This window comes from Dyella monticola (assembly GCF_003363155.1).
GTDB classification, from domain to species: Bacteria; Pseudomonadota; Gammaproteobacteria; order Xanthomonadales; family Rhodanobacteraceae; genus Dyella_B; species Dyella_B monticola.
In genome coordinates this window covers 18,061-43,490 of record NZ_QRBE01000011.1, presented here as the reverse complement: position 1 = coordinate 43,490, position 25,430 = coordinate 18,061, and the positions used below count along the sequence as shown (strand labels likewise).

Annotated in this window: 23 protein-coding genes; 12 read left to right on the top strand and 11 right to left on the bottom strand. The window is 58.8% G+C overall.

Annotation, left to right across the window (positions count from 1 at the left end; translation table 11 throughout):
• Nucleotides 1-16: 16 nt before the first annotated feature.
• Nucleotides 17-361, top strand: coding sequence for a hypothetical protein (locus tag DWU98_RS16400; RefSeq protein WP_115496648.1), 345 nt, complete (start codon nucleotides 17-19; stop codon nucleotides 359-361).
• A 297-nt stretch (nucleotides 362-658) separates the two neighbouring features.
• On the opposite strand, the gene DWU98_RS16395 is transcribed toward DWU98_RS16400, so the two are convergent.
• From DWU98_RS16395 to DWU98_RS16385, 3 genes are all read right to left on the bottom strand, one after another.
• Entirely contained in the window at nucleotides 659-1,606 is a 948-nt protein-coding gene (locus DWU98_RS16395) for a hypothetical protein (protein ID WP_115496647.1), read from the bottom strand.
• Nucleotides 1,599-2,759, bottom strand: coding sequence for a type IV toxin-antitoxin system AbiEi family antitoxin (locus DWU98_RS16390; protein WP_115496646.1), 1,161 nt, complete (start codon nucleotides 2,757-2,759; stop codon nucleotides 1,599-1,601). Before DWU98_RS16390 ends, DWU98_RS16395 begins: the two co-directional genes overlap by 8 nt.
• 1,002 nt (nucleotides 2,760-3,761) lie before the next feature.
• Nucleotides 3,762-6,119, bottom strand: a complete 2,358-nt coding sequence (locus DWU98_RS16385) for a TOTE conflict system archaeo-eukaryotic primase domain-containing protein (protein WP_115496645.1) — start codon at nucleotides 6,117-6,119, stop codon at nucleotides 3,762-3,764.
• Between the two features lie 761 nt (nucleotides 6,120-6,880).
• On the opposite strand from DWU98_RS16385, the gene DWU98_RS16375 reads away from it, so the two are divergent.
• The 3 genes from DWU98_RS16375 to DWU98_RS16365 all read left to right on the top strand — a co-directional run bounded on the left by DWU98_RS16375 (nucleotide 6,881) and on the right by DWU98_RS16365 (nucleotide 8,862).
• A complete protein-coding gene (locus tag DWU98_RS16375; protein ID WP_115496643.1) occupies nucleotides 6,881-7,327 on the top strand; it encodes a hypothetical protein in 447 nt (148 codons plus the stop codon).
• Between the two features lie 71 nt (nucleotides 7,328-7,398).
• A complete protein-coding gene (locus tag DWU98_RS16370; RefSeq protein ID WP_115496642.1) occupies nucleotides 7,399-8,055 on the top strand; it encodes a DUF4304 domain-containing protein in 657 nt (218 codons plus the stop codon).
• A 54-nt stretch (nucleotides 8,056-8,109) separates the two neighbouring features.
• On the top strand, nucleotides 8,110-8,862 hold the full coding sequence (locus DWU98_RS16365) for a hypothetical protein (RefSeq protein WP_115496641.1): 753 nt from the start codon (nucleotides 8,110-8,112) through the stop codon (nucleotides 8,860-8,862).
• A gap of 476 nt (nucleotides 8,863-9,338) precedes the next feature.
• Here DWU98_RS16365 and DWU98_RS21750 read toward each other — a convergent pair whose 3' ends face one another.
• Nucleotides 9,339-9,593, bottom strand: a complete 255-nt coding sequence (locus DWU98_RS21750) for a hypothetical protein (RefSeq protein ID WP_147293348.1) — start codon at nucleotides 9,591-9,593, stop codon at nucleotides 9,339-9,341.
• A 69-nt stretch (nucleotides 9,594-9,662) separates the two neighbouring features.
• A complete protein-coding gene (locus tag DWU98_RS21745; protein ID WP_147293347.1) occupies nucleotides 9,663-10,085 on the bottom strand; it encodes a hypothetical protein in 423 nt (140 codons plus the stop codon).
• An 874-nt stretch (nucleotides 10,086-10,959) separates the two neighbouring features.
• Between DWU98_RS21745 and DWU98_RS16355 the strand changes: the two genes are divergently transcribed.
• The 3 genes from DWU98_RS16355 to DWU98_RS16345 are packed head-to-tail and all read left to right on the top strand — an operon-like array spanning nucleotide 10,960 to nucleotide 13,842.
• Entirely contained in the window at nucleotides 10,960-11,997 is a 1,038-nt protein-coding gene (locus tag DWU98_RS16355; protein WP_115496639.1) for a two-component system sensor histidine kinase NtrB, read from the top strand.
• Nucleotides 11,990-13,378 carry a nitrogen regulation protein NR(I) gene (ntrC, locus tag DWU98_RS16350; protein WP_115496638.1) on the top strand — a complete coding sequence of 463 codons (1,389 nt, stop codon included), beginning with the start codon at nucleotides 11,990-11,992 and terminating at the stop codon, nucleotides 13,376-13,378. Before DWU98_RS16355 ends, ntrC begins: the two co-directional genes overlap by 8 nt.
• A gap of 11 nt (nucleotides 13,379-13,389) precedes the next feature.
• Nucleotides 13,390-13,842 (top strand): GNAT family N-acetyltransferase, encoded by a 453-nt coding sequence (locus DWU98_RS16345; RefSeq protein WP_230474875.1) that lies wholly within the window; start codon nucleotides 13,390-13,392, stop codon nucleotides 13,840-13,842.
• A gap of 115 nt (nucleotides 13,843-13,957) precedes the next feature.
• Here the strand turns inward: DWU98_RS16345 and DWU98_RS16340 are convergent, their stop codons facing one another.
• The 5 genes from DWU98_RS16340 to DWU98_RS16320 form a co-directional block, all read right to left on the bottom strand.
• Nucleotides 13,958-15,853, bottom strand: a complete 1,896-nt coding sequence (locus DWU98_RS16340) for a phospholipase D-like domain-containing protein (protein ID WP_115496752.1) — start codon at nucleotides 15,851-15,853, stop codon at nucleotides 13,958-13,960.
• Between the two features lie 174 nt (nucleotides 15,854-16,027).
• Nucleotides 16,028-16,576, bottom strand: coding sequence for a YceI family protein (locus DWU98_RS16335; RefSeq protein WP_158545088.1), 549 nt, complete (start codon nucleotides 16,574-16,576; stop codon nucleotides 16,028-16,030).
• A gap of 47 nt (nucleotides 16,577-16,623) precedes the next feature.
• Nucleotides 16,624-17,097 (bottom strand): SixA phosphatase family protein, encoded by a 474-nt coding sequence (locus DWU98_RS16330; protein WP_115496635.1) that lies wholly within the window; start codon nucleotides 17,095-17,097, stop codon nucleotides 16,624-16,626.
• 47 nt (nucleotides 17,098-17,144) lie between these two features.
• Nucleotides 17,145-17,777 (bottom strand): nucleotide-binding protein, encoded by a 633-nt coding sequence (locus tag DWU98_RS16325; protein WP_115496634.1) that lies wholly within the window; start codon nucleotides 17,775-17,777, stop codon nucleotides 17,145-17,147.
• Between the two features lie 105 nt (nucleotides 17,778-17,882).
• On the bottom strand, nucleotides 17,883-18,905 hold the full coding sequence (locus tag DWU98_RS16320; protein WP_115496633.1) for a hypothetical protein: 1,023 nt from the start codon (nucleotides 18,903-18,905) through the stop codon (nucleotides 17,883-17,885).
• Nucleotides 18,906-19,088: 183 nt separating this feature from the next.
• On the opposite strand from DWU98_RS16320, the gene DWU98_RS16315 reads away from it, so the two are divergent.
• On the top strand, nucleotides 19,089-19,274 hold the full coding sequence (locus DWU98_RS16315; protein WP_115496751.1) for an antitermination protein NusB: 186 nt from the start codon (nucleotides 19,089-19,091) through the stop codon (nucleotides 19,272-19,274).
• 39 nt (nucleotides 19,275-19,313) lie between these two features.
• On the opposite strand, the gene speE is transcribed toward DWU98_RS16315, so the two are convergent.
• Complete coding sequence (gene speE / locus DWU98_RS16310) at nucleotides 19,314-20,165, bottom strand: polyamine aminopropyltransferase (RefSeq protein ID WP_115496632.1); 852 nt, start codon at nucleotides 20,163-20,165, stop codon at nucleotides 19,314-19,316.
• Nucleotides 20,166-20,517: 352 nt separating this feature from the next.
• On the opposite strand from speE, the gene speA reads away from it, so the two are divergent.
• The 4 genes from speA to DWU98_RS16290 all read left to right on the top strand — a co-directional run bounded on the left by speA (nucleotide 20,518) and on the right by DWU98_RS16290 (nucleotide 25,425).
• The gene (gene speA / locus DWU98_RS16305) at nucleotides 20,518-22,407 is read left to right on the top strand and encodes an arginine decarboxylase (RefSeq protein WP_115496631.1); all 1,890 of its coding nucleotides are present in this window, start codon (nucleotides 20,518-20,520) and stop codon (nucleotides 22,405-22,407) included.
• A gap of 96 nt (nucleotides 22,408-22,503) precedes the next feature.
• Complete coding sequence (locus DWU98_RS16300) at nucleotides 22,504-23,304, top strand: 3-hydroxybutyrate dehydrogenase (protein WP_115496630.1); 801 nt, start codon at nucleotides 22,504-22,506, stop codon at nucleotides 23,302-23,304.
• Nucleotides 23,305-23,473: 169 nt separating this feature from the next.
• The gene (locus DWU98_RS16295; RefSeq protein ID WP_115496750.1) at nucleotides 23,474-24,223 is read left to right on the top strand and encodes an acetoacetate decarboxylase; all 750 of its coding nucleotides are present in this window, start codon (nucleotides 23,474-23,476) and stop codon (nucleotides 24,221-24,223) included.
• Nucleotides 24,224-24,231: 8 nt separating this feature from the next.
• Nucleotides 24,232-25,425, top strand: coding sequence for a DUF3734 domain-containing protein (locus DWU98_RS16290; protein WP_115496629.1), 1,194 nt, complete (start codon nucleotides 24,232-24,234; stop codon nucleotides 25,423-25,425).
• The last annotated feature ends 5 nt before the right edge of the window (nucleotides 25,426-25,430 follow it).

The following is a 25,430-nucleotide window of genomic DNA, read 5'->3' as shown; positions in this document are numbered from 1 at the left end:
CGACGGGCGGAAACGGATGGGCGGCCTTGGGTTACGCGCGGCCGCGCAGCAATGGCTGCGAGCGCCTATTTTTGATCATGGCTTCCGTTCGATCCATAATCAATTAATCAAATTTCCTACGGGCGATGAAAACACGCCTCAGACTCAACGTGTGGTCTCTGAAATCACGAACCTGGGTAGCGGACACATACCGGTCCACTACGGCGATCTTTGCCAGGCATTTCTGAAAGGGTTGGTTAGGTTTGCACAGGACCTGGATGCAAACTGCCGTAAGGACGCCGCATACGAGAAGCGTCTGCGCGACGTGTTACAGATTTTCCTGCTGCCAGATGAGACAGACGAAGGCGTCCAGGTCGCGTAGCCGGAAAGTCCCAACACATGGCACTCAAGGATGCGCAGCTTCGCGCGGCGAAACCGCGCGCGAAGCTCTATAAGCTCAACCTCCAGCATCTCGAGCGGAACCTGCATGAGATCGAAGTCTCGTTGCCCCCGCTTGGCAGTGCGCTATCGCCTCAAGAACCAAGTGCGGCGCCCCGTCCCCTTCGACCGTCAATCGAGCGGAGAATGGCGTTACTGCCCTCGTGCACAGCGCCTCTCCACCGCGAATCCATCGGACAAATGAGCGTGCAGGTCACAGGTTGCCCGGAGAACACACCACTCATGCCGGGTCTCCCTCGGTGGCCATCCTCGTTGCTTTCAAGGAGGCCCGGCGTGCCTCTCGCCGTTTCGCTTTAATGGCGCCCAAGAGTGAGCCCACCAATCCTGCGGCGTAGCGCTGGGCGGTGATGCGTTCATCTTCGCTCGCGTTCTTGTAATGAAATTCGCCGTACCACTGTGGACCGCCCATTTCCCAGTTCTCTCGTCGGCCGCGACTCACGAACATTTCATCCATGGCTTCTAGGCCATCGATGAGTGCCTGTTCGTGTTGACCGCTTAAGAATTTCTCGACAAAGAGGTTGGCGACGTGGTCTATGTCGCCCGCGTTTTCCAACACGTAGATGAGGTCCGCGGAATCCTTGGGCTGCATCCGGCTTTTTACCGCCAGCGCCTTGAGGATGAGAAATCCCACGGCGTCGATAACGCGAATCTTCGTGCGGACGTTACCTCCAAAGATGTGGTCAGCCTCGATGACATGCTCGATAAACCATTCGTGGGCTATACCGGCGTGCGGTATGGGCATCGCGGTCACGTTCTCGCCGTCGATTGGGACAGCTTTCGTTAGCTTGGCGCCGGCAGCATCACGGAGGAACTCCACCGTGATCGGCAGATTGTCCACCTGCAAAGTCCACTTCCAGCGCGCGAGTGACGACTTGTCCATTGTGCTACGGAAGCCCACCGCCTCAAGCTGGGTGGCAAGGTCGGCGTAGTTTTCGCCTTCTGTAATAACGGCGAGGTTCAGCACGACGTCGACGTCAGACGTGCCGGCATGCTCGGGAACCTCAGGTGGCTCGCCTCCAATGATGTATCGCGGAGCAAGGCCGCCTACGAGCCGGATCGTATCGCTCAGCGTTCCGAATGCGCCCATGAGCGTTACGAGGGCTCGTTCGCAGGCGGCGGTGACTTCGGAGCTGTAGCCAGCCGAGGTACGTGGTTTGACGTCAGACATCGGTGGCTAGCTCCAGTTGTTGCCGTAGATTTGCGGCCAGTTCTTTGTTTCGACCCGGGCCATGCATCAGGTCGAGATAGAGGATGTACGGGCTCGCCGACCAAGTGCCATCTCCGTGTGCCTCACGAAACAGTAGGCTCGCGCTGTCACGCTCGACGATCGTCAGGTTGTAGCCCTTCGTCGCGGCATCGACACCGAGAGCACCTGCGACCAGGTCCGTCTGTCCTGGCGGGATGATGATCTCGGCGTCGGTGACCGCCGTGAGTAGGGGGGTGATCATGTTCGCTGGCGCTGCGCCCGAATAGGCCCAGGTGATCATGTCAGGGATGCTGGCCACGAGCGAGCGCAGCTTCTGCTGAAGCGCGCCCGCTTTGGGTGGCACGAAGCAGTACCAGTGGGTGCGCTTCTCCTTATTCGGCGGCCACGCTTCACACCAGGCATCGAGGAGCGCATTGGGTTGGACCAGACGCCGGCGCCTCGCGGGCCCGGTTCCTTCGGCTTCGCACCACTCGCGCTTTTCCAACTCTTGGAGGACCTTGGAACAGGTGAAGTCGGACGTTCCCGCCATCTGGGCAATTTCCTGGACACCCAGCCACGGGTTCGCATGGTGGCGTGTGGCATGAAGGATTGCATGCACAACACAGGCACGCGCATCCGTGAACAGGTCGAGGCCAGCCTTGCTGGCCGCACTCTTTCTGGACGACGTCTTGACGTTCTGCGTGCGGACGTCGATAAGCCAGCGCCGCCAGCGGATGTATAGATTGCCCTGTAGATCGAAGTATCCGATCCCGTTCTCTCGCAGCAGGTCGCGGGCGCCTTTGCTTAACGTGTTGGCTGCCACCATATGGATGACAGGGACTCTGTCCTTAGGGGCAAAGCTCTGGACGTGAGCGATCGCGCTGGCAACGTCACGGGGGTAGGCGTCCCGGACAAGTTCGATGGCGAAATCGACGTGTTGTCCGTCCACTTTCAGGCGTAGGAAGAGGTCGAGGCGCCGCCCTGGACTCAGGAGGAAGTCCTCATGCCGTACATCGACCCTGCCCTCAGTGGCGCTAACGAGCGCCCCGATGACGGCGTTGGCGAGCTCGTTCTGAGCTACTTCGTCGAAGCCTGGGTCTTGGTCCCCATGATGTGGCTTTGTATACCGAATCATTTTTGGTGATTGGGCCTTTTTAGCTGGGCAGAAAATATGCCATATAAAACGTACATTAGCTATTTCTGCTATTTTTGCTGTACAGCAAAAGATACACAAATCGCTAAAGTAAATGGGCGACTTCGCTATGAAATGGGACCAGATAAGCGTTCAGCCCGCTAGCGCGGCCATTGTGCCCCATGGAACCTCTCATGCTCTCAATGCCTGCGAGAACGCTGGATGATGACACCACTTCGCCGATCCGGGCCTCCCGCACCAGACGATCCTTGATGGACCAGCGAAAGACGGCGCTCTCACGGACCGCTTTCAGGGTCCCGGCGTCCAGGGCTGCCTCCTCCCGGGGTGTGAATCGATCTGTCGAAGGCCGTGGAATGCAGGAGCATGGTCAGGACTACTAGGAGGTGTGAGCGATGACACCTCATGGAATTCTCGCGTAACCGGCTTGGCAATCGGGTTCATCGCCAGAATCACCGGTGCCAGCCACCAAGTTACGTTTTATTAATGAACTTATGGGTATAGTTATTACGTGTCGTGAGACTCCAATCCCGCCGCTTAGCCGGCTTCCCCTCCTGGCTAAGCAAAGTAAAGATGGATGACCCAAAGCCCGCAGGCTTCCCCTTGCGGGTTTTTTATTGCAAGAACTTGGCTTCGCTACCTTGGGACAGTCGCTTAGCGACAGGGTTACCTAGTCGCGACACGGTTAAGCGTTTTGCGACAAGGTAAGGCGTTCCCGACAACAATCGGTGGACAGAACCCCATAGTCTGTGCGTTTTAGCACCCCATAGTTTGTGCATCCGGAAAGCCATCAACACAGACTATGCGCGCAGCTCGGACCCATAGTTTGTACACTGACTTTCAGATCAATAACTTACCGCGCGAGTGACGTCGCGAAGTTGGCCAGATTTAGTACCATAGTTTGTGCAATCAGTCGCCGGCGGGCAGCGAGGCACTCAGATGCGGATCGAGGGGGAAGAAGATACCCAGTAGGTGGGACTTCGCCTTTCACGCCTCAGTTATCCGATAACCCATGGCGCGATATCCGCGTTGACGCTTGTCCCACATCCGCAACAGTGCCGGGTGACCTGTATCTACAAAGTCGACGATCCGCACATCGGTTTTGGTAGCGTGCTCGCGATGTAGCCGGCCCGCGTATTGCTGCAGAGTTCCCTTCCAAGATACCGGCATCGCGAGTACCAGCATGTCGAGCGGGGGATGGTCGAAACCTTCACCAACGAGTTTTCCTGTGGCGAGCAGTACGCGGGCCGCGGTCGGAGGCAAATCATCAAGTTCTTTAATCGACTTGGTCCGCTGCTTCTTTGACATTCGCCCATGAAGAATACAGAAACTGGGTACTTTGCCCACCAACGCACTCGCGACGGCTTCGAGATGTTCGGTACGCTCCGTCAACACCAGTATCTTTCGACCTTGATCGAATGCGACCTTGATCGTATCGACGATTGCGTCCGTCCGCGCAGAATCATTGGCCAGATGACGGAAGACGTCTTGAATGCCGGCTTGTTCAGAGAGATCGATCGGTCGATCTATTGAGTGTGGCATCACTTCGAGATCATGAGGTGCGCTGGCGGATTGGGCAGCGGTGTAGCGTGTTGGTCCGCATTGCATAAAGACGATCGGTTGCTGGCCATCGCGACGGATCGGCGTAGCCGTAAGCCCGAGCACATATTTAGCTTTGACTCGCCGGAGAATTGCGTCGAAGGAAACGGCGCCAACGTGATGACATTCGTCGACAATCACATGTCCGTAGCTTTCAACCAACGAACTGACTTCCCCGCGCCGCGATAACGACTGAGTTACCGCGACGTCGATTTTGCCCGTCGGTTTGGCCTTGCCGCCGCCGATGACGCCAATCACACCTTTGCCAACACCCAGAAAGGATTGCAGGCGCTCTTGCCACTGCTTGAGCAGTTCACTGCGATGAACCAATATCAGTGTGTTGACACTGCGACGAGCGATCAAGGCCGCGGCAGTCACGGTTTTACCAAATGCGGTCGGTGCACATAACACACCGGCATCATGACGTAACATCGCGGAAGCAGCTGCTTCCTGATCGATGCGAAGTGTTCCAGAAAATGTTACGTCGATGGCCTGCCCTTCGTACCGTTCATCGCGCACATCACGCTTGATGTTGTTGGTTAGCAACAATTCGTCGACTGCATCGAGACACCCTCTTGGCAGTGCGATATGGTTGGGGTAATTCTCGGCGCAGCCGATCACGCGGGGCTTGTCCCATACAGCGAAGCGCATGGCCTGTGCTTTGTAAAACTCTGGATTTTGGAAAGCAGCCAAGCGTATCAACCGGTTGGCAAGGGACTGCGGAAGTTGCGCTTTTTCAAAATAGATAAGATTCGCCAGCGTCACCGTGAGCGACTTCGGCATCGGCCCAGTCAGCTTCTGGGTCGAATGCGAAGGTCGCTTCCAAGGCTCCTTGTGATCTTCCTCGTCGATAAAGGTCACATCCAAGGGGTGTACGCCCCCAGTAGCGCGAAGGATGGTGGGCTCTATGTCGTGCGTAGCCATCGGCTGTAAGGAGGCGAGAAACGCCCATTGGTCTGGATGTGGGCGCAAGGTCAAATCAACAAACACGCTATGGCCGTTTTCACGAGGTTCTTTCTGCAAGGGCAGTGCGATTAAATTGCCAAAACCACCCTTCGGCATCGTGTCCTGATTGGGAAAAAGGCGATCATAGGAATTGAGCTTCAGCTGTCTTGTGCGAGAGCAGGTATGGCTAATAAGCGCTGAGCCCAGTCGTCTGGCATCGCGGGCAGGAACGCTACCAGCAAAGAAAATCCAAACGTGCGCGCCGTCGCCTGAACGCGAGATCTCAAGTGCCACGGGGACGCCTAAGTCGTGACAGGATTGCACGAAAGCTAAAGCATCCGCCTTCCATTCATCCTCATCGAAATCTACGGCGAGGAAATGGCAGGTATCGTCGGGCAATAAGGGGTAAACGCCGATCGTGTGCTTGCCAGCGAGGTGATCGTAGATCACCTTGTCCGACAGAGGGATTAGCAGACGGTGACCGCAATCGGAGCATTTGATACGCGGCTTCTCGCAGATACCTGCTAGCCACTCGTTAGCACAGGCCGGCGAATATCCTGACTTCCCTGTGGATTTACTGGCCCACCGGACGGGATAAACGTCAGTACGGCCTTGGAACAGCTGGCGAAAAAGTGCCACCTTTTCGGCTGTGCTGAGTTTCGTGGATTCAGCTTCTCCAAGGGTGCCTGATGACGGCTCGGGCATCGGCGGCAAACGCCACTCGATGCCGTGCGCTTCCAGCAAAGCAATAAGCCGAGCGTTCTCTGCCTGGAGGGTGGTGAGAGATATGTTGTCAGACATGCAAAGGACTTTTCTACACGCGCAACTCGGCACGCGAAGTCTACCGGCTAAGGCTAGAAAGATTGCCTCGGTTATACATAAAGTCGCGCCCTGGGGTATCAGTCAATGGATACATGTGCTGCGGACCTTAAGGCTAGGATCTTCACATGACTTTCACATTCCCGGGCAGGAATCGAGTTGATTTCAGGTGGAGGTCTCGGACTCATAGGGGTGATCTAGGGGCAAGCATGAAGCGCGAAGTAAAAGCCAGACTACAGCCAAAAGCTAACTTCGTAGGCTTTCCAGGTGCTGTCAAAGACCCTTAACCTGTTCTTGAGTGGGCAGAGGCTCTTCGGGGAGTTCGACCTGTATGTAATCAATATCTAGATTAAAATCGGCACGTAACCGAGCAAGAAATTGCTCAGTGAGTTCGTCTAATCGGGTGTTCCTTATCTAAAGCGCAAGGGCTACGTCGGCATTGGCAGGGTCCTGGCTCGTGCCGTGCGCTATCTTGACTTCCGCCATGAAGGACGCCTACTTGAAGACTTCAATCTCGCCGCGCCGGACATGTCGGAAAACTCCGATGACCTGGCCAACTCTGAATATATCTTGAGGGTGGAGTATGACTCACTCAAAGAACGGACATATACACTTTCGAATAAAGACCATTTCAATAGTTGACTGCGCCGGATCGAGCTACGCGATGGTATTTTCTAACTAATCATTCAAGCGGACGCCTCCGGCGCCGCTTAACTCAGGCGTTAGACAACAGAAGAGGGATTATGGGAGGGCGACCGAAGTTAATCGCGATTGATCACGACGACTATCACGCAGAGCACATAGGTTGTACTCGCGATGGACGCCGGTTCATCCTGACCAATCCCTTCGATCCAGCAATTGGCAATAATCCTGGCTGCGAGTTCGTTGCGCTTTATATATTCGACAAGGCCGGTCAGCTTATCGATGCGAAGATCGACAGTTTTGGCCCACGTTCTGGGCTTGATGAAGATGCACGGAGTTCTTTGTACGAGGAAAGACTTACGAGTCTTGGTGACGTCTCGATCGAGCGTATAGAGGTTGCACCATTCGCTGTGGAGCGTTTTGACCTTGAGTTCGGCTTGATCGCCCGGCCGCCTCAAGAGGACGATGATGCATGGGCAGTGGAAATGCAGCCGGGCAACTACATGGCTTTCTTTGAGCCGTGGGATAGCGGCGAGTACGACACGTGACGTGCCTGGTGTCTAACAATTCATTCAAGGCGGACGCCTCTGGCGCCGCTTAACTCAGGCGTTAGGCAGCGATGAGCATCCACTGGGAAAATATGGCGAGCTTCTCAAGTCGAAGCGCGGGTAAGTCAGCTGGCTGGTACACCCGGCGTGTCGGAGAATGGCGGTGTGCAAAAGGTTATGTACTGGGTGCCGCGGGTTGGTGCCTAACAATTCGTCCAAGCGGACGCGCTATCCGCGCGCCGCTTAACTCAGGCGTTAGGGTTTATATGACGGTTGATCGCGAGAACATGCAAAGAGCCCTCAAGCACTTTGTCGTTCCCCAAATTCGTGCTCTTGGGTTCAAAGGAAGCTTTCCGCACTTCAAACGTCGAGCCAACGAGGAGCATCAGATGCTGATGATCTTCTTCAACAAGTACGGCGGCAGCTTTTACGTTGAGGCCGGCCGCATTTCCGATCAACATATTCGTGAGTTACAGCAGCTCTGGGCGAATGCCGGCAACTCTCTCGATGAGTCTTCATTAACAGTGGGTCATTGCCAGCCCGATCACCGGGGCAGGCTCGGCCCTGACGGATTTTCTAGGAAAGACCATTGGTTTGTTTTTGGCCCAGACAACGCCAATTCCGGCAGCTATCCTAAGCAGCAAAGCAGCGCGTATGACAAGATTGCATCACAGGTTGCACTATGGGTTAGTGAGCACACAGCCACATTCTTTGGCAACGCGCCCTAACTACTCGTTCAAGGCGGACGCCTTCGGCGCCGCTTAACTCAGGCGTTAGCCCCTATGACCGACTTCTGGGATTCCGATATCGCGGCTATGAACCTCTCGGACGGAGAGAAGAACGGACTTCAGGTTTTTCGTAACTATTCCGCAGCTTTCGAGGCTCATCAGGCGCGTGAGTTGGTGAATGAAATGAATGCTTTGAACTCACCAATTGAAGAGCTCAAAAAGCTCTTGTCTTTGCTTGTCAGTGAGAGCCCGCTGTCCCTGGCTGTCATCGCATGTGCCTATGCGGATGACCAACTCAAAGAAATGTTCAAGCGCGAAATGCCCGAGGGTATACCGGGAGGGCGCAACGAGCTGCTCAACGGCTTCGGGCCGCTCTCGCGCCTCTCGCAGCGGATACAAGTCGCATACGCCTTCAGCTGGCTGAGCGCCGACCTTCTGACTGAGCTCGATCGCCTGCGACGAATTCGCAACGACATCTCCCATAAATGGGACATGCCTCAGCTCCAGTCGCGTCTTGCTCAGCTCATCGAGCAAGGGCAAGATCCCATCGAGCGGCACCTTGGTGATGGCATTCGACTACCGGAGAATTTCTTCGAGAGCTTGCAGCCCACACAGAAATTTCGGGTCCGATTGATCTGGCTAATTGGTCGCATCCACTACGAATGTCTGTTGTTCGTACCAGTTGTTAAGCGCCGTCTCGTTCCAACCAAAGTGTTGTATTCGCAAGAGGCGCCCGAGCTCTTGTCGCGTATTGCAGGAGCATGCGTTGAACACACGCGCTCCGTGATCGCTGAGGCTCAGGGCTAACAGTTCGTTCAAGGCGGACGGCTTCGCCGCCGCTTAACTCCAGCGTTAGGCAGTTATGAGCTTCGATGTTTACCTTCAAACTTTCGAACTCGGCCAGCCTTCGGGCCTGCCACGCGCGTGTATTCGTAACACCTTCTCGCCATATCTATCCGAGCTTGAGCAAAATCTTTGGTGCCTGGTGTTTGGACCTAACGATTCCTGCGACTTGTTTCTCTCCGCAGTCGATGTTTTATCTGACCAAATCCACAACATAACCGTCGAACGCCCTTGCAAAGACCCAAGGCTCTGGGACGGCCTTGCCCATCTACTCACCCTGGGTAACACCGTCCTATATTTTCCAGGTTGCAATGGTCCACTTATGCATAAAATCAGTGCAGCAAGTCACCTACCTTCTGATATGTTGGACGCTCTAGGCAAGCCAACTATCGTCACTAAAGGCTCAAAAATTGTTGACGTTATCCGGTCTGCCTAACAATTCATTCAAGCGGACGCGCTAACCGCGAGCCGCTTAACTCAGGCGTTAGTGTGTTGCATCGACCGGTTGAGGCCACCACCCACACTGCGTCCAAGCCTGCTGCTAAGCAATACAGAATGACCAGCGTACTGAAATACACGAAGTAATATTCTTTGGGTGCGGCGAAATATTTGATGGCAGCTGGAAATGCAACAGCATAGATGCCGCCTGCTACAACGAATTTTGTCATTCGTGTTTGGTAGGGAGAGCGATCCATGGCTGTGCTCCTTGTTGTCTCTAACGCCTGAGTTAAGCGGCGCCGTAGGCGTCCGCCTTGAATGAGTAGTTAGGTAATGCTGCCACGGAACTTCTTCAGCGCGACAAATTCGCCAATTAAAAAACCAAGCAGCATGGCTGCCAGTAACCACACACACATCACACCCTGTGAGTTGACATGCGGCAACGTAATCAATGATCCAAGAACATAGCCACCGAGCAACAAATTACCCGTGCGAAGGCATTGCAAGGGGTCGGTCCGCCAGCTGATAGAGGGTGCCCTCGAAAAAGAGGCGCGAGGAAGACGACTTCTTGTTCGCAAGCGCGCTGATGAGATCATCCACGACGGGAAGACTAGGGCTATGACAAATACTACCGACACTAAGATCCAGTCAACGTTGGTATTACCGTAATCCTTGCCCAACACGCCCGCGCCGAGCAGAAAAAAGATTACAAACAGTACTAAATATATGCATGGCCATATGCGATTCATTGCACTACCTAACTACCTAATAGACGGACGACGACGTCCGGTTATACATCCTTGCCGCCTTTCTGAACGCGGCCGATAAACGACTGATTCCGCACAACTCTATCGACTCGACGTCCGGCTAACAATCTGCCGCAAAGACGGCGTGGCCACGACTGCTTTCCAGCTAGTGTCTAGGTCTTTGACCCCACTGGAGCGACCGTCATGGGGACTAGTGTCCGAATCCGCCAACGCCCCTCAAGATAGCCGTTCCGGCAAACGAGCTTTGGGGTGTAGATGTACTGCGAATCAAACCGGGATGACATGCACTCCATCAAAGCGGATCCATGCGACGATCTTGCTGTTCCAAATGGTCGCCTTTGCCCCATCGGGCGCAATTGCTAGGACAAATGTCTCGCTGCGCAACAGCTCCCGGCAAAGCGCCGGTCGTAAGCCAACTTCTCCAGCTGCGTCCCTAAGCACCCTTTCGAGCCGATCTGACTGTGTCATGTCGGTCTCGAAATAAACGCCGCAGGGAATCTGAAGGGATGGCGTGGAAAAGGCCTGTCCAGTTGCGTCGGTATCGATATCCGATGGGGTCTGCTGCTCCTGGCCACAGTTCCAAGAAAAACAGCAAAGTATGTGTTTGACGCTCGGACTGTGAGAACCAGGTACCAAGCAAACCCCAGTAGTTTTAGGAATATCAATAAATTCATAAGCATACGCGTTCGGCAGCCCTATCCGTTGAGATCGAACAGCAAAGTTTGTGAATCGGTGGTTTTCCAAAGTTTGTATAGGCACATACAAACTTTGGTGTTCTGTCCATCGGTATCTAGGGGTTCGTTGACGGGCATGCCGCCATTTGCACCAACCGGGCGCATTGTCCATTATTGGTGCAATGAGCGAGCACCCTCCCCAGCGCTGGGCTGAGCAGTTGTCGACCGGATTGGCGGTGGTCGATGCGCAGTTGCGGGTGCAATGGATCAATCCGGCGCTGGCGGAATGGCTGGGGCTGGGCTTGCGGCATGCGCAGGGGCAGCCGCTGATGGGTTTGCTACAGGATGCGGGGGTGGCGGAGCAGGCCGCGCGCAGTTTGGTCGAGCAACGGTCGGTGCAATGCCGTGGTGTGATGGTGCCGGGCGGACAGGGCAGTGCGCGCGTGGACGTCTCGCTGCAGCCGATCGACTCGGGCAATCTGTTGGTGGAAGTGCATGTGCTCGCTGAAGCGACGTCGACGGTGTCGCCGCTGTCTGCCACGTTGCGCGGCTTTGCGCACGAAGTGAAGAACCCGCTGGCCGGCTTGCGTGGTGCCGCGCAGTTATTGCAGCGTCGACTGGACGATCCGCACATGCAGGCACTGGCGGGCATGGTGATCGCCGAAGCGGATCGGCTCGCTGCGTTGGCCAATCGCCTGCTGCATCATGATGGCGCGCCGCGATTGGGTGCAGTGAATCTTCACCTGTTGCTCGAACGGCTGAGCGAATTGATCGAGGCGGAACCTTCGCCGCCGCGCATACGTCATGATTACGATCCGAGCTTGCCAGATGTGCACGGCGATGCCGATCGCTTGCAGCAAGTGATGCTCAACCTCGTGCGCAACGCGATCGAAGCCGGTGCCAAAACACTCACGTTGCGCAGCCGTGTGGAACACGGTGTGCGTCTGGGTGAGCGCATGTTCCGTAGCGCCCTGCGGCTGGACGTGATTGATGACGGCCCGGGCGTAGCGGTGAATGTGCGCGACACCTTATTCGAACCGCTGGTATCGGGGCGCGTGGACGGCACCGGTCTGGGCCTGGCGTTATCGCGCGAAATCGCGCACGAGCACGGCGGTGAGCTGCGTTATGCAAGCCGGCCTGGCGAAACAGTGTTCTCACTCTATCTACCGCTGCCGCCGCGCGCAGGCGTGGCCGCACCGACGGGGCGCCTGCATGGCTAAGTCCGATGACCGATCGGGTATCTGGATCGTCGATGACGACCGCGGCGTGCGGTTCGTGCTTGCCGAAGCGCTGCGCGATGCCGGGCTGGAGGTGCGCGAATTTGAAGATGCGGCAGGCATGCGCAAAGCACTTGGCGAAGCAACACCGGCACTGGTGATCACCGATGTGCGCATGCCTGGCGAAGGCGGGCTTGCGCTGCTGGATGCACTACGCGCGCAATCGATCGGGCCGGTCATCGTGATGAGTGCGTACACGGATGTGGCGACAACGGCGGCGGCCTATCGTGCGGGTGCCGTGGATTACCTCGCCAAACCGTTCGATTTGGACCAAGCGCTTGCGGCGGTACAGCGTGCGCTGGCCGACGTGCCTCATATGGAGGTTGCGCCTGTCACGGCGGTACCCGCGCATGCATTGCTCGGTGAAAGCCCGGCCATGCGCGAAGTGTTCCGTCTCATCGGTCGCGTTGCTGCCAGCGATCTGAACGTGCTGGTGACGGGTGAGACGGGCACCGGCAAAGAACTGGTGGCGCGCGCGCTGCATGAAGAAAGCGCGCGCCATAGCAAGCCGTTCGTCGCGTTGAACACCGCGGCCATTCCCAGCGAATTGCTGGAGAGCGAATTATTCGGCCACGAAGCCGGCGCGTTCACGGGCGCGACACGGCGCGTGGCGGGACGTTTCGAGCAGGCTGAAGGCGGTACGCTATTTTTGGATGAAATCGGTGATATGCCGTTGATCCTGCAGACGCGGCTGTTGCGCGTGCTGGCCGGCGGCGAGTTTTATCGGGTGGGCGGACGCGAATTGATTCGCTGCAATGTGCGCATCGTCGCTGCCACGCATCAGGATCTGGATGCGCGTGTCGCGGCCGGCCAATTCCGCGCCGATCTCAAACATCGCCTGGATGTGGTGCGCATCGAGCTGCCACCGCTGCGCCAGCGTCGCAGTGATATTCCACTGCTGGCGCAGCATTTTCTGGCCACCGCTGCGCGCGAACTCAAGCTTGCGCCAAAGCGTTTTTCCAAGGCGGCCTTGAAGGCGGTCGCGCAGCGGGAATTTCCCGGTAACGTGCGCGAGCTGGAAAATCTTTGCCGACGCATGGCGGTGATTGCCGCGGGCACGGAAATTCTGCCGGCGGACCTGGGCAAATCGACCGACATGCAGCGTGGCGATTGGACCGATGGACTGCGTGACTGGGCCGAGCGTGCGCTGGAGCGTGGCCAAGCGGATATCCACACACGTGCGCGCGAAGCACTCGACCGTGTGTTGATGGAGGCGGCGTTGGCCGCCAACGAAGGGCATCGCCAGCACGCAGCGACGGCGCTGGGTGTGGGCCGCAATACGCTCACGCGCAAACTGGGCGCCTCGCGCGAGCGACGTAAATAACGGAGTCAGATGTGTCGACCTTGATCATTCGTGCTGCCGAGCGCAGCGATATCACAGCCGTTGCCGAATGGAACGCCGCCATGGCGTGGGAAACCGAGCACAAGCGGCTCGATCCCGATCTATTGCGGCGCGGCGTGGCAGCCGTGTTCGACGAACCGCGGCGCGGCTTTTATCTAGTCGCCGAGCGTGATGGACAGCCGGTGGGTTGCTTATTGGTGACCTACGAATGGAGCGATTGGCGCAATGGTGATTTCTGGTGGATCCAGAGCGTGTACGTGGCGCCGGATGCACGCAGGGGTGGTGTGTTCCGCACCATGTATGGCGATGTGGCGTCGCGGGCGAAGCAGGCGGGTGCCGTGGGCTTGCGTTTGTATGTGGAAACGGAGAACTCGCGGGCGCAGCGGACGTATCGGGAGCTCGGCATGGAGGAATGCCGCTACTTGATGTATGAGCAGATGCTTTGAGCCGTGTCTTCTCTGTAAGTCTGTTTTACCTTGTTGTTATTCTGGCGAAGGCCGGAATGGCGGTGAGACCTGAGTGACGATGACGGGTGATAGCGCGGCTCTAAAAGCGCGATGACTACAGCACGCCCTTCACGCCCGCACCAAACGCCGTAATAAGCCGCGTGTAGATCAACTTGGGCGAAATGGCTACATCCGGAAAATCACCCACAGCGGTATAGCAGTGAGTGAAGTCGGCATTGCTCGGTAGCATCGGCGGACAATTCGCTCCGGGCGTTAAGTCGTAACTGGTGGCGTAGCGAAATGGCCAAATATCGAAGATGGGCAGTTTCGCCGATAGATCGCCGATGCCCTGGCTGATTTGCCCAAGCACGGGAATGGTTGGTTTGCGTTGCGCGATCACCCATGCATTCTGCGGCTCGGTCGCCTGCAGGATGTCGGCGCGCAGTTGGGCGGCAAAACGAGGGTCGTAAACGATCACGCCGGCTTCGGTGTTGTAGTGGTCCGAGCGTGGATCGAAGTTGTGCGAGCCGACCAGTCCGATGTCGTCGTCAATCACCAGCGACTTGGCGTGCAGGCCGAAGCGACGCCCCGGGCTGGTCAGTGGTGCAGGACGATTGCGCCTGCCCACGCTTCCAAACAGGCCCGGACGCCGTTCAGTGCCGGGGAAGCGTCGGTGCTTGACGCCTGCCGCGTCGGTGATGGAACCGCCGCCGTCGTCCTCGTCTTCGTCCTCGACGTTCGCTTGCAGGTAGGCATCGGTCGCAATGCTTGCGCGCGGTTTCAGCTCGTAAATGTTGAAGCCGTACTCGGTGAGATAGCTCTTGCCGTGCTTGTACGTGAGCGCGTATACCGCGAATGCATCCGTGGATGCGAGTGAATTGGTTGAGACAATGATTCGCGCTGGCGGATTGTTATGGTGCAGCGTCTTGAAAATCTTTTCGGCGCGTCGGCTCATCACCAAGTAAGGTGTCTGCAACACCACCTCCTTGCGCGCATCACTGACCACGTGCATCAGGTGTGCGGTGAATTCGCGTGCTCCGCGTCGCGTGGGCTGTTCGGTCTTGGCGGGGAAGTCGCTGAAAAACTCCACCTTGCTGGTGTAGAGGCTGTGGCTGGAGATGTGTTTGGCCAGCCAATCCTGATCCTCCGCCTCCTCCTGCGCGGCTTCCACCCGGGCAGGATAAACGTACTGCGGCGCAGGCCACGGCGGTGGCGTGGGGCTGCTGAGAATCAGGCGGTTCACATCGCGCAGATGCGTGAGCGGCACCGCTCGCTTGTGATTCCAGAACAGGTTGAAACTCTTGGCCATGTCCTCGGCAGCGGGGCCGCCGACCATCACGTCGCGGTCCAAATAATCGAAATCGTTGTCCCAGTTGAAATAGCGATCCTGATAATTGCGTCCGCCGGTAATGCCGATGACATCGTCCACCACCATCACTTTGTTGTGCATGCGCTGGTTGAACTTCATGAAGCAGCAGAGAATGCCGGCTGCAAATTCCAACGGTGGCGTGTGCGCGGCATGAAACGTGGGGTTGTAGAGCCGTAGCTGAAGATTGGGGCTGGCCCGGGATACTGCTGCCAGCACGGCGGGGTCTTCGAACGAGAAAAGCTGATCGGCGAGTATGCGCACCTGCACACCGCGCCGTGCGGCGGCGATTAACTCATTGAGCGCAAGTTGACCCAGGTCATCCTGATCCCAAATGTAGCTTTGCACGTCGATCGAACGCTTCGCGGCGCGGATCAGATTGATGCGCGCGGCCAGCGATGCTTCGCTGTCGTCCAGCAGGGTGACGACGTGCTCGGGCTTGTCGGGTGTCGAATCGGATAACGCTTGGATGGCGGCATCGAGCAAGGGCGAAGGTGTCGCGCAATGATCGCTGCGATCGCAGGTTGTCTGGCGATCGATGCTGGCGGCTACGACGGCGTCGGCACGTTGAATCCGTGCACGGCTCAGCGCGCAACCCTGCAGCAGGGCTGCGAGCAGAACGATCGCACATAGGCCGCTACGCATATGCATGCAGTGAACTCGGTCACCGCACCTGCTGCATGCGCGCGAAGGTTGCCATCGGACCGGGTGTCTGAATAGCCGTCCGCCGATAATTCCACATATCGTTCACACTCCTGATTGCATGCAAACGGAACCTGCGGCCTGCAGGTCATCGAGCGGGCACATCATAACCTTCGTTTAGCGAGTTTCGCGTTGAAGTGTGATGCTGAGATTCAGCTGGACGCTATCGGAAAGTGCCACGCGATCGCTGGTCATGCCAAAGGTGCTGCGATGCAGGTCGCCATGCAGGACGATCGTGCACGGTGCGCTGACGGATTGCTCACAATGCATCGGTTCCACGGCGAAGCGAATCGGTGCGGTAATGCCGCGCAGGGTCAGATAGCCGGTGAGCGTACCGCCGTCATCCAACGCGCTTTGCGCGATCGGGTCGGAAACGAAGTGGATGGTCGGATGATCTTTGGCATCGAAGAAGGAGCGATCGAGCACCCATTGGCGCAGGTGCGTCGATGACATGGCAACGCTATCGACGGGAATGGTGGCATTTACCACCCAGCTTGCTGGATGCGGGCCGGGCAGCATGTCGCCATCGACGTGCGTGAAATGGCCGTTGACGCTGTCCACCCAGAACACGCGCAGGTGGAACGCCGCCTGCGATGCGCCCGGGTCGATGCGATAGTCGGTGTCACTGTTTGCCGCCAGAAGCGGCAGCGGCAACCATAAAAGCAAGGGAACGATGCGCCGCCAGGGTCGTTTACGCGGCGCGTTGCAAAACCTCATGGGGACCAGAACGCATCCAGTCGTGCGTTGCCCGGTTCCAGCGAGCCATCGAAGTGAAGCACGGCCAATCCGGCCGGTGGCATGCCGCGAAATTCATCCGAACGGCCTTCCACCAGCAGCGCCACCAGGCGCTCGATGCCGGGGTTGTGGCCGACCAGCATGACGGTGTTGGCATCTTCATGCTGGTCCAGCAGCGCGAGCAGCTCGCCGGGCGTGGCGTTGTAGATTTCCGGCGCCATCTGCATCGTCGGCATGCGATCGAGCTCACCGAGCGCGAGCGAGGCCGTGGCGCAGGTGCGTTCGGAGGGTGAGCACAGCACGCGATCGGGTTGCTTTTGATGCTTCCTGAGCCATGTACCTGCCGCGCGCGCTTCCTGTTCGCCGCGGCCGCTCAGACGACGCACATCGTCGTCACCGCCGGGTGGGGCGGGTTGGGCCTCGGCGTGTCGCAACAGGATCAGTTCATGCATGACGGTGTGTTCTCCTCGAGGCCGGTTCGGTTGTACCGGAACGGCCATCAGTGTTGTCGTTTGATCCATCGCAGTAGCGGCGTCCAATCCTGCTGATGGCCGCGTACCTGTTCGGATCCGTAATCGAAAATGCCTTTGCCCAGCGAGGTAAGCAGCACATAGGCCTGGGTGTCACGCAGTTGCGCCACCACGGGAAAGGGTGCTTCCTCGGCCAGTTGCGCGATGGCCTCCTGGCTTGCATGGGTCCATGGTTTGAGTCGATTGCCGACCAGGGCGACCGGCAGCTTGCCACGCTTGACGCGGCTGATGCTGCGCAGGTGCCGCAGAAAATTCAGCGTGGCATGCATGTCGAAGGAGGAGGGCAACACCGGCACCAGCACCATGTCGGCCTGTTCCAGATAAGGCTCCAATTCCCGTTCGTGCGAGCCGGCGGCGGTGTCTACCAGCACGCGATCGGTATCTTCGGGAAGTTTTTCCAGAGAGCGGCGGCCACCCTCCATGGCCAGTACGCCCGGGACGTTGTCCGGTCGGAGGCTGGCCCAGCGATAGCTGGAGCCTTGCGGGTCGCCATCGACAATGGCGGTGCGCTTGCCGTCCTGGGCCCAGTGCGAAGCGAGCTGGGTGACCAGCGTGCTCTTGCCGCAACCGCCCTTGCTGCTTGCTACCAGCACCGTAAGCATCGGTTACCCCTAATGGAGTGAGGTGGGGTCAAGGTTAGCGGGGGGACGGGGTTTTAGGAACAGGGGCGAGGGCGTAAGTACCGACCGCTCGCCCCATGGGCATCGTCATTGCGCTTTGTGCGGCTGCCAGCCCGCGGGTGCGTCGGTGGGAATGCCATCGTCGTGCAGGGCGGCCAGCACCATGCTCATCTGGGTGCCGCCACTGCGCGCCAGCGCCAGCAGATGCTGCGCGCGTGCCTTGTCGTTCTGCGCGCGCAGCGACAGTTCGGCAAAGTTCTGCACCTGCCAGACCAGGTTGAGGCGGGCGTTCTGCGCATCCTGCTGCTGCGCCGGATCGGTGTTGAGCACCTCGCGCAGATGCAGGCCGAGCGAGCGCGCAAGTGGGCTGGAACCCCATTCCAGGATCTTGCCCAGTTTCAGGCAATCATCCTTGACCGAAGCATCCTTGGGCGCCTGCTCGGCGCAATAGGCGGCGGTATCGCGCAGGGCCGGCTGCGGCATGCCGGCGGCGGTGCTGAACACGATCAGCGCCTGCACGCCGTTGGCGCCGGCGGCGGAATTGGGGTCCAGCGTGGCGCTCGGCGGCGGCAGCAGGGTGGCTCCGTTGGCCAGCACCTTCAGGGCGACACCGCTGTAGTCGTCATACAACTGGGCGGACGCGGCCTTGGCCAGATCCTGCCGGGCATCGTCTTTTTTCAGCGTATTGACGTCCTGGCTCAATTTCACCAACCACACGGCAGCGTTGTCCGGTGCCTGCTGCACGAGTTGGGTCAGGGCAGTGCTGTTGGGGCAGGCGTGGGCGCCGGGGTCGCAATCGGCGAGGCGTGCCCAATTCACGGCGGGGCCGGCGTCGTCAGCGTGCGCGGCGCGTTCGATCAGGCTGTGGAAGTTGCTCAATTTGCCGGGGTTGGGCAGCGGGCGGGCCAACAGGGCGGCGGCGAGCAGGCGGTCAGCATCGCCACTGGGGGCGAGCACGCTGACCAGGTCGCTCTGGAAGGCGAGCAGGGCTTTTTGGCGGCCCTGCGAGGTTTTGGCGGCATCGGGTGTCGCTTGCGGGCCTGCGGCGGTGGCGGTAGCGCCGAACGTGCAAACCGCAGTAATAAGGGCAAGAGTGCGCCATCCGCGCATGGGGGCTGCTCCAACGGTCATAAAAGCGGTCAGCATAGCTGGACCGGTTTGAGGTGGTTCTGAACGGAAATTCCGCAGTTTTTTTTCGGGAACGGGAACATGGGCATGCCGCACAAAGCTCCTGTAGCATGCATGACCGCTCGCCCGTGAGGTACACAGGAGAAAGCTGTGGAGTCGTTTTCGATGCTGACCCAAGCGAATGCTGCCCCGTGGTTCGTCGGGTGGGGCACGTTAGCCTTGATCAATGCCGGCCTGGCGCAGGGCAAGAACCGAAACGGCCTGCTGTGGTTCCTGCTGTCGCTGGTGTTCGGTCCGCTCGCCACCCTCGTTATCGTGTTGCTGCCGAAAGTGCGCAGCCGGATTTTCTGAGGGCTTGGGAACGGCGATGATCCGCCCGTTCCCCGCGCTTTAGTCCCCGAGCGCTTCGCGCATGAATTCCGGTACGGCCAGCGCGCCTTTGTGCACTTCGGCGTTGTAGTAGCGCGTGGCGAAGTTCTTGCTGAGCGCACCGCGCTCGCGGAACCCGGCCAGATCGCCGCCTTTGCGCGCCATCGTGCAGCTCCACCAGCCGGTGGGGTAGCACGGCTGCGGGAACGGCAGCGTTTTGACCGCGCTGAAACCGGCCGTGCGCATCGCGGCGCGCATCGATTTGATCAGTTCGACGTGCGCCAGCGGCGATTCGCTCTGCTGCACCAGGATGCCGCCGTGACGCAGCGCCTTGTAGCAGCTGGTGTAGAAGGCCGCGTTGAACAGGCCTTCGGCCGGCCCTACTGGGTCGGTGGAATCGACGATGATCAGATCCAGCGATTCGGGCTCCGCCTCGGCCATGTACTTGATGCCGTCGATGAACAGCAGCTCCGCGCGCGGATCGTGGTTGGATTCGCACAATTCCGGGAAATACTGCTCGGCCAGGCGCGTGACGCGTTCGTCGATCTCCACCTGCGCGGCGTGCTCCACTTCCTCATGCTTGAGCACTTCGCGCAGCGTGCCGCAGTCGCCGCCGCCGATGATCACCACGCGCTTGGCGCGCGCATGGGTGAACAGCGCCGGGTGGGTCATCATCTCGTGATAGAGGAAGTTGTCGCGGCTGGTCAGCATCACGCAGCCGTCGATCACCATCAGGTTGCCCCAGTCGGTGGTCTGGTAGATCTCGATGGTCTGGAACGGGGTTTTCTCGGCATGCAGCAGCTTTTCAACGCGATAACCGATGGAGGAACCGGACGCCTGGTGGGCTTCGGTGAACCAGGTGGGCTGCGACATGAGAGAGGGATCCTAAAGAGCGTCGATAAAGAGGGGCAATTGTAGCGGCAAGTCAGGGTCGAGCCGTAATTGGCCGCCAATCCATGTCATCGCATCCCCGTTGCCCCGGCGAAAGCCGGGGCCCAGTTATGAACGTCGCTGGACCCCGGCTTTCGCCGGGGCGACCGGGATGCAAGCACGCATGACCTCAAATTGTCGCAGCGGGCCGTTACACTACGCGTTCGGGTTGCCAGCTCCGGCCGCCCGTCAAGCTCTTCCGGCCCCGCGGCGTGCGAGGCTTCCGGCCGGCTGAGTCGTTCGTCAAGGCTCCGCCGCTGCGACGACGTCGTCCCCTACAAGGAGATTCCGTCACATGGCGAATGCCTGGAACATCGATGCCGCCCGCCACACCTATGCCGTGCCTCACTGGGGCGACGGCTATGTGGATGTGAACGAGGGCGGCCATATCGTGATCCGCCCTCAAGGGCCGAACGGCCCTGCTTTTTCACTTCCCGATATCGTCGAACGCGCGCGTGCCGATGGCCTGCGTCTGCCGCTGCTGGTGCGCTTTCCGGACATCCTCGCCAACCGTCTTGCGCGCTTGCAGGGCGCATTCGCCAAGGCCATCGGCGAATGGCATTACGCGGGCGGCTATACGGCCGTCTATCCGATCAAGGTGAACCAGCAGCGTGGCGTGGTGGCCGAATTGGTGGCCGCCGGCGCGCACGGTTTCGGATTGGAGGCAGGCTCCAAGCCCGAGCTGATGGCCGTGCTGGCGATGGCGCGGCCCGGTTCCATCGTGATCTGCAACGGCTACAAGGATCGCCAATACATCCGCCTTGCATTGATTGGCCGCAAGCTCGGCCTGCGCATCCATATCGTGATCGAGAAGCTGTCCGAACTCGATCATGTAATCGCCGAAGCCAACGCCTTGAACGTGGAGCCGCTGCTCGGCGTGCGCGTGCGCCTGGCATCCATTGGCGCGGGCAAATGGCAGAACACCGGCGGCGACAAAGGCAAATTCGGGCTCTCGCCGGCACAGGTGCTGAATCTGGTGACACGCCTGGAACAGGCCGGCTTGAAGCACACGTTGAAGTTGCAGCATTTCCATATGGGGTCGCAGATTTCCAATGTGCGCGACATCGCCAACGGCATGCGCGAGGCCACGCGCTATTTCGTGGAACTCAGGCGCATGGGCGTGCCGCTGGATATCGTCGATGTGGGGGGCGGCCTGGGCGTGGATTACGAAGGTTCGCGCTCGCGCAGCCATAACTCGATCAATTATTCGCTGGAGCAGTACGCCGCCACGATCGTGCAATCACTGGCTGAAGCGGTGGAAGCCGAAGGGCTGAAGGCGCCGCACATCATTACCGAAGCCGGTCGCGCGATGACCGCGCATCACGCCGTGATGGTGGTGAACGTGAGCGAAGTGGAATCGGTGCCTGTCGGCAGTCTTGCGCCCATCGAGAATAATGAGCCGGCGGTGCTGCGTCATTTGCGCGAAGTGCACGATGAACTGGATTCGCGCCCGCCGCTGGAACTGTTCCACGAAGCGCAGCATCACCTGCTCGAAGGCCAGACGTTGTACGCGCTGGGGCAGTTGTCGCTGGCTGCGCGCGCGCGGCTGGACGATCTCTATTACGCCATTGCCGACGCGGTACGTGCGCGCCTGTTGCCGGCCGAGCGTGCGCATCGCCAAGCGCTGGACGAACTCGACGAAAAACTGGTCGACAAGTATTTCGTCAACTTCTCCGTGTTCGAATCGGTGCCGGATGTGTGGGCGATCGATCAGATCTTCCCCATTGCACCCATCGCACGTTTGCACGAGCGCCCTTCGCGGCGTGGTGTGCTGGTCGATCTCACCTGCGATTCGGATGGACGCATTGATCATTACGTCGATGCTGAAGGTGTTGACGTAAGCCTGCCTCTACATGCGTTGGAGGATGGCGAGTCGTATCGGCTGGGCATCTTCATGGTCGGCGCGTATCAGGAAACGTTGGGCGATATCCACAACCTGTTTGGCGATACCGACGCTGTAAACGTGCGCGTGCAAGGCGACAGCTATGTGTTTGCCCACCAGCGTCGCGGCGATACCACCGACCTGATGCTCGATTACGTCGGCTACGACCTGGAGGCGCTTCGCCGCAGCTATCGTGAACGCATTGCTGCAGCGGGTATGACTGGCGAACAGGCGGAAAGCCTGTTTGTAACATTGAATGAAGGCTTGACCGGCTATACCTACCTCTCTGAGGGCGTGCGTTAGCGACATTGCCTGGGAAAGTTTCGACAGCGTGTCGAAACTTTCCACGGCAACCAATGTGCCGCCCTTGCATCTTTCCCTCACCCGAAGGAGTGGCACATGGCAAGTCTCGACGGCAAGGTTGCATTGATCACAGGCGCAGCTAGCGGCCTGGGCAAAGCGATCGCCGAACTTTACGCAAAGAACGGTGCGGCAGTGGCGATCGCTGACATCAATCAGCAAGCAGCGGATGCCGCGGCGGCGGAAATCAAGGCAGTCGGCGGAAAGGCCATCGGCATTGCCATGGATGTCACCAACGAAGAGGCGGTAAACGCGGGCACGGACAAAACCGTGCAAACCTTCGGCAGTCTGGACGTGCTTATTTCCAATGCTGGCGTGCAGATCATCAATCCGATCGACCAGTTCGCTTTCGCCGATTGGAAAAAAATGCTGGCAATCCATCTCGATGGCGGCTTCCTCACCACCAAGGCCGCGCTCAAGCACATGTACAAAGACGACGGTGCCGGCAAGAGCCGGGGCGGCACCGTGATCTACATGGGTTCGGTGCATTCGCACGAAGCGTCCAAGCTGAAGTCCGCCTACGTCACTGCCAAGCACGGCCTGCTGGGTCTTGCGCGCACGCTGGCCAAAGAGGGTGCGGCGCATAACGTTCGCTCGCATGTGATCTGCCCGGGTTTCGTGCGCACGCCTCTGGTGGAAAAGCAGATTCCCGAGCAAGCCAAGGAACTGGGCATCAGCGAAGACGATGTGATCAAGAATGTGATGTTGAAAGACACTGTGGATGGCGTGTTCACCACGGTCGAGGACATCGCGCAGACGGCGCTGTTCCTGGCGGCATTCCCGAGCGCGGCGTTGACGGGTCAAAGCATTGTGGTGAGCCACGGCTGGTACATGCAGTAAGGCTTTCTTTGTCGCTCTTAAGCGCTGCCCCTTACATTGCCGTCATTCCCGCGAAAGCGGGAATCCATCTTGCTCTGGTGCAAACGCTAAGATGGATTCCCGCTTTCGCGGGAATGACGGCAATGTAAGGAAGCTGCAGAAAGGGCCAATACCAGAAAAGGATCCGAAAGTGAAAATCGCCGACGTCAAAGCGAACGCCTTCGCCATGCCTCTGACGAGCCCCGCCTTTCCCAAGGGCCCGTATCGTTTCATCAATCGCGAATTTCTCGTCATCACCTATCGCACCGACATGGATGCGCTGCGCGAAGTCGTGCCCGAGCCGCTGGAAGTCACCGAGCCGCTGGTGAAGTACGAATTCATCCGCATGCCCGATTCCACCGGCTTCGGCGACTACACCGAATCGGGGCAAGTGATTCCGGTGAGTTTCCGCGGCCAGCGTGGCGGCTACGTGCATGCGATGTATCTCAACGATCATCCGCCGATCGCCGGTGGTCGTGAATTGTGGGGTTTTCCGAAAAAGCTCGCCACGCCCGTGCTGGAAACCGAGATCGACACATTGGTCGGCACGCTCGATTACGGCAAGGTGCGTGTGGCCAAGGCGACCATGGGCTTCAAGCATCGTGCGGCCGATGCCGATGCGATCCTCGCTGGCCTGGCCGCGCCGAGTTTTCTGTTGAAGATCATCCCGCACGTGGATGGTACGCCGCGTATCTGCGAGCTGGTGCGCTATTACACGACCAACGTCACCCTCAGGGGCGCCTGGACGGGCCCCTCTTCGCTGGAGCTGCATCCGCATGCGCTGGCGCCGGTGGCCGATTTGCCAGTGCTCAAGGTGGAATCGGCGGTGCATTACATTACCGATCTCACGCTCGACCTGGGTACGGTCGTTTACGACTACCTCGACGAGAAGAATGCTTAGGAGCCTGTATGGCCGCCACCAAGACATCATCCACCGCTGTCGCGCATCACCCGATGCAGGATAAATACAAGGTCACTGCACTGGTGCTGCAGGGCGGGGGTGCGCTGGGTGCTTACCAGGCCGGCGTTTACCAGGCGCTGGCCGAATCGGGTTTGCATCCGAACTGGATCGCCGGCATTTCGATCGGCGCCTTGAACGCAGCCATCATCGCAGGCAATGCGCCGGAGCATCGTGTCGAGCGCCTTACGGAATTCTGGGACACCATCTGCAAGTCCGCTTTATGGCCCGGCCGTCCTGCGTTTCCATGGCCGGACGGCTTGATGATGCCGCAGATCTTTCGCGACAGCGTGAACACTCTTTCGGCGTGGCGCACGATGACGGAAGGGCAATCGGGGTTCTTCCAGCCGCGCGTGCCGCCGCCGATACTGCAATGGCACGGCACGCCGGCCACTGCAAGCTGGTACGACACCGCGCCGTTGCGCGAAACACTCGAACGACTGGTCGATTTCGACCGCATCAACGATGCACGCACGGTGCGCGTGTCAGTCGGGGCGGTCAACGTGCGCACGGGCAACTTCGCCTATTTTGACAACAAGCAAGGAAAACTTCGCCCGGAACATTTCATGGCGTCGGGTGCGTTGCCGCCGGGTTTTCCCGCCGTGGAAATCGATGGCGAGTATTACTGGGATGGTGGCATGGTCTCCAATACGCCGCTCTATAAAGTGCTGACCGAGCGGCCGCATCGCGATGCGCTGATTTTTCAAGTCGATCTGTGGAGCTCGGTTGGAGCGCTGCCGCGCGACATGGGCAGCGTGACCGAGCGTGCGAAGGACATCCAGTATTCCAGCCGTACGCGCCTGGTCACCGAATACATGCATCAAAGTCGCGAGCAACAGCGTCTATTGCACGATCTGATGGAGCTGGTGCCGCAGGACAAGCGCGACAACCCCGCCTTTCATCGCGCGCAGCGTTATGCCAACGGCGCCCTTACCAATCTCATCCATCTGATCTATCGTGATAAACCCTACGAAGGGCACTACAAGGATTACGAATTCAGTGCCGCGACGATGCACGAGCATTGGCAAAGCGGGTTGTCCGACATGCGCCACACCTTGAGTCGTCCGCATTGGCTGGAACCGCCCTCGCCGGAGAACCCGTTCGTGACGCATGACGTGCATCGCGTACTCGATACGGATCATTGAATTTT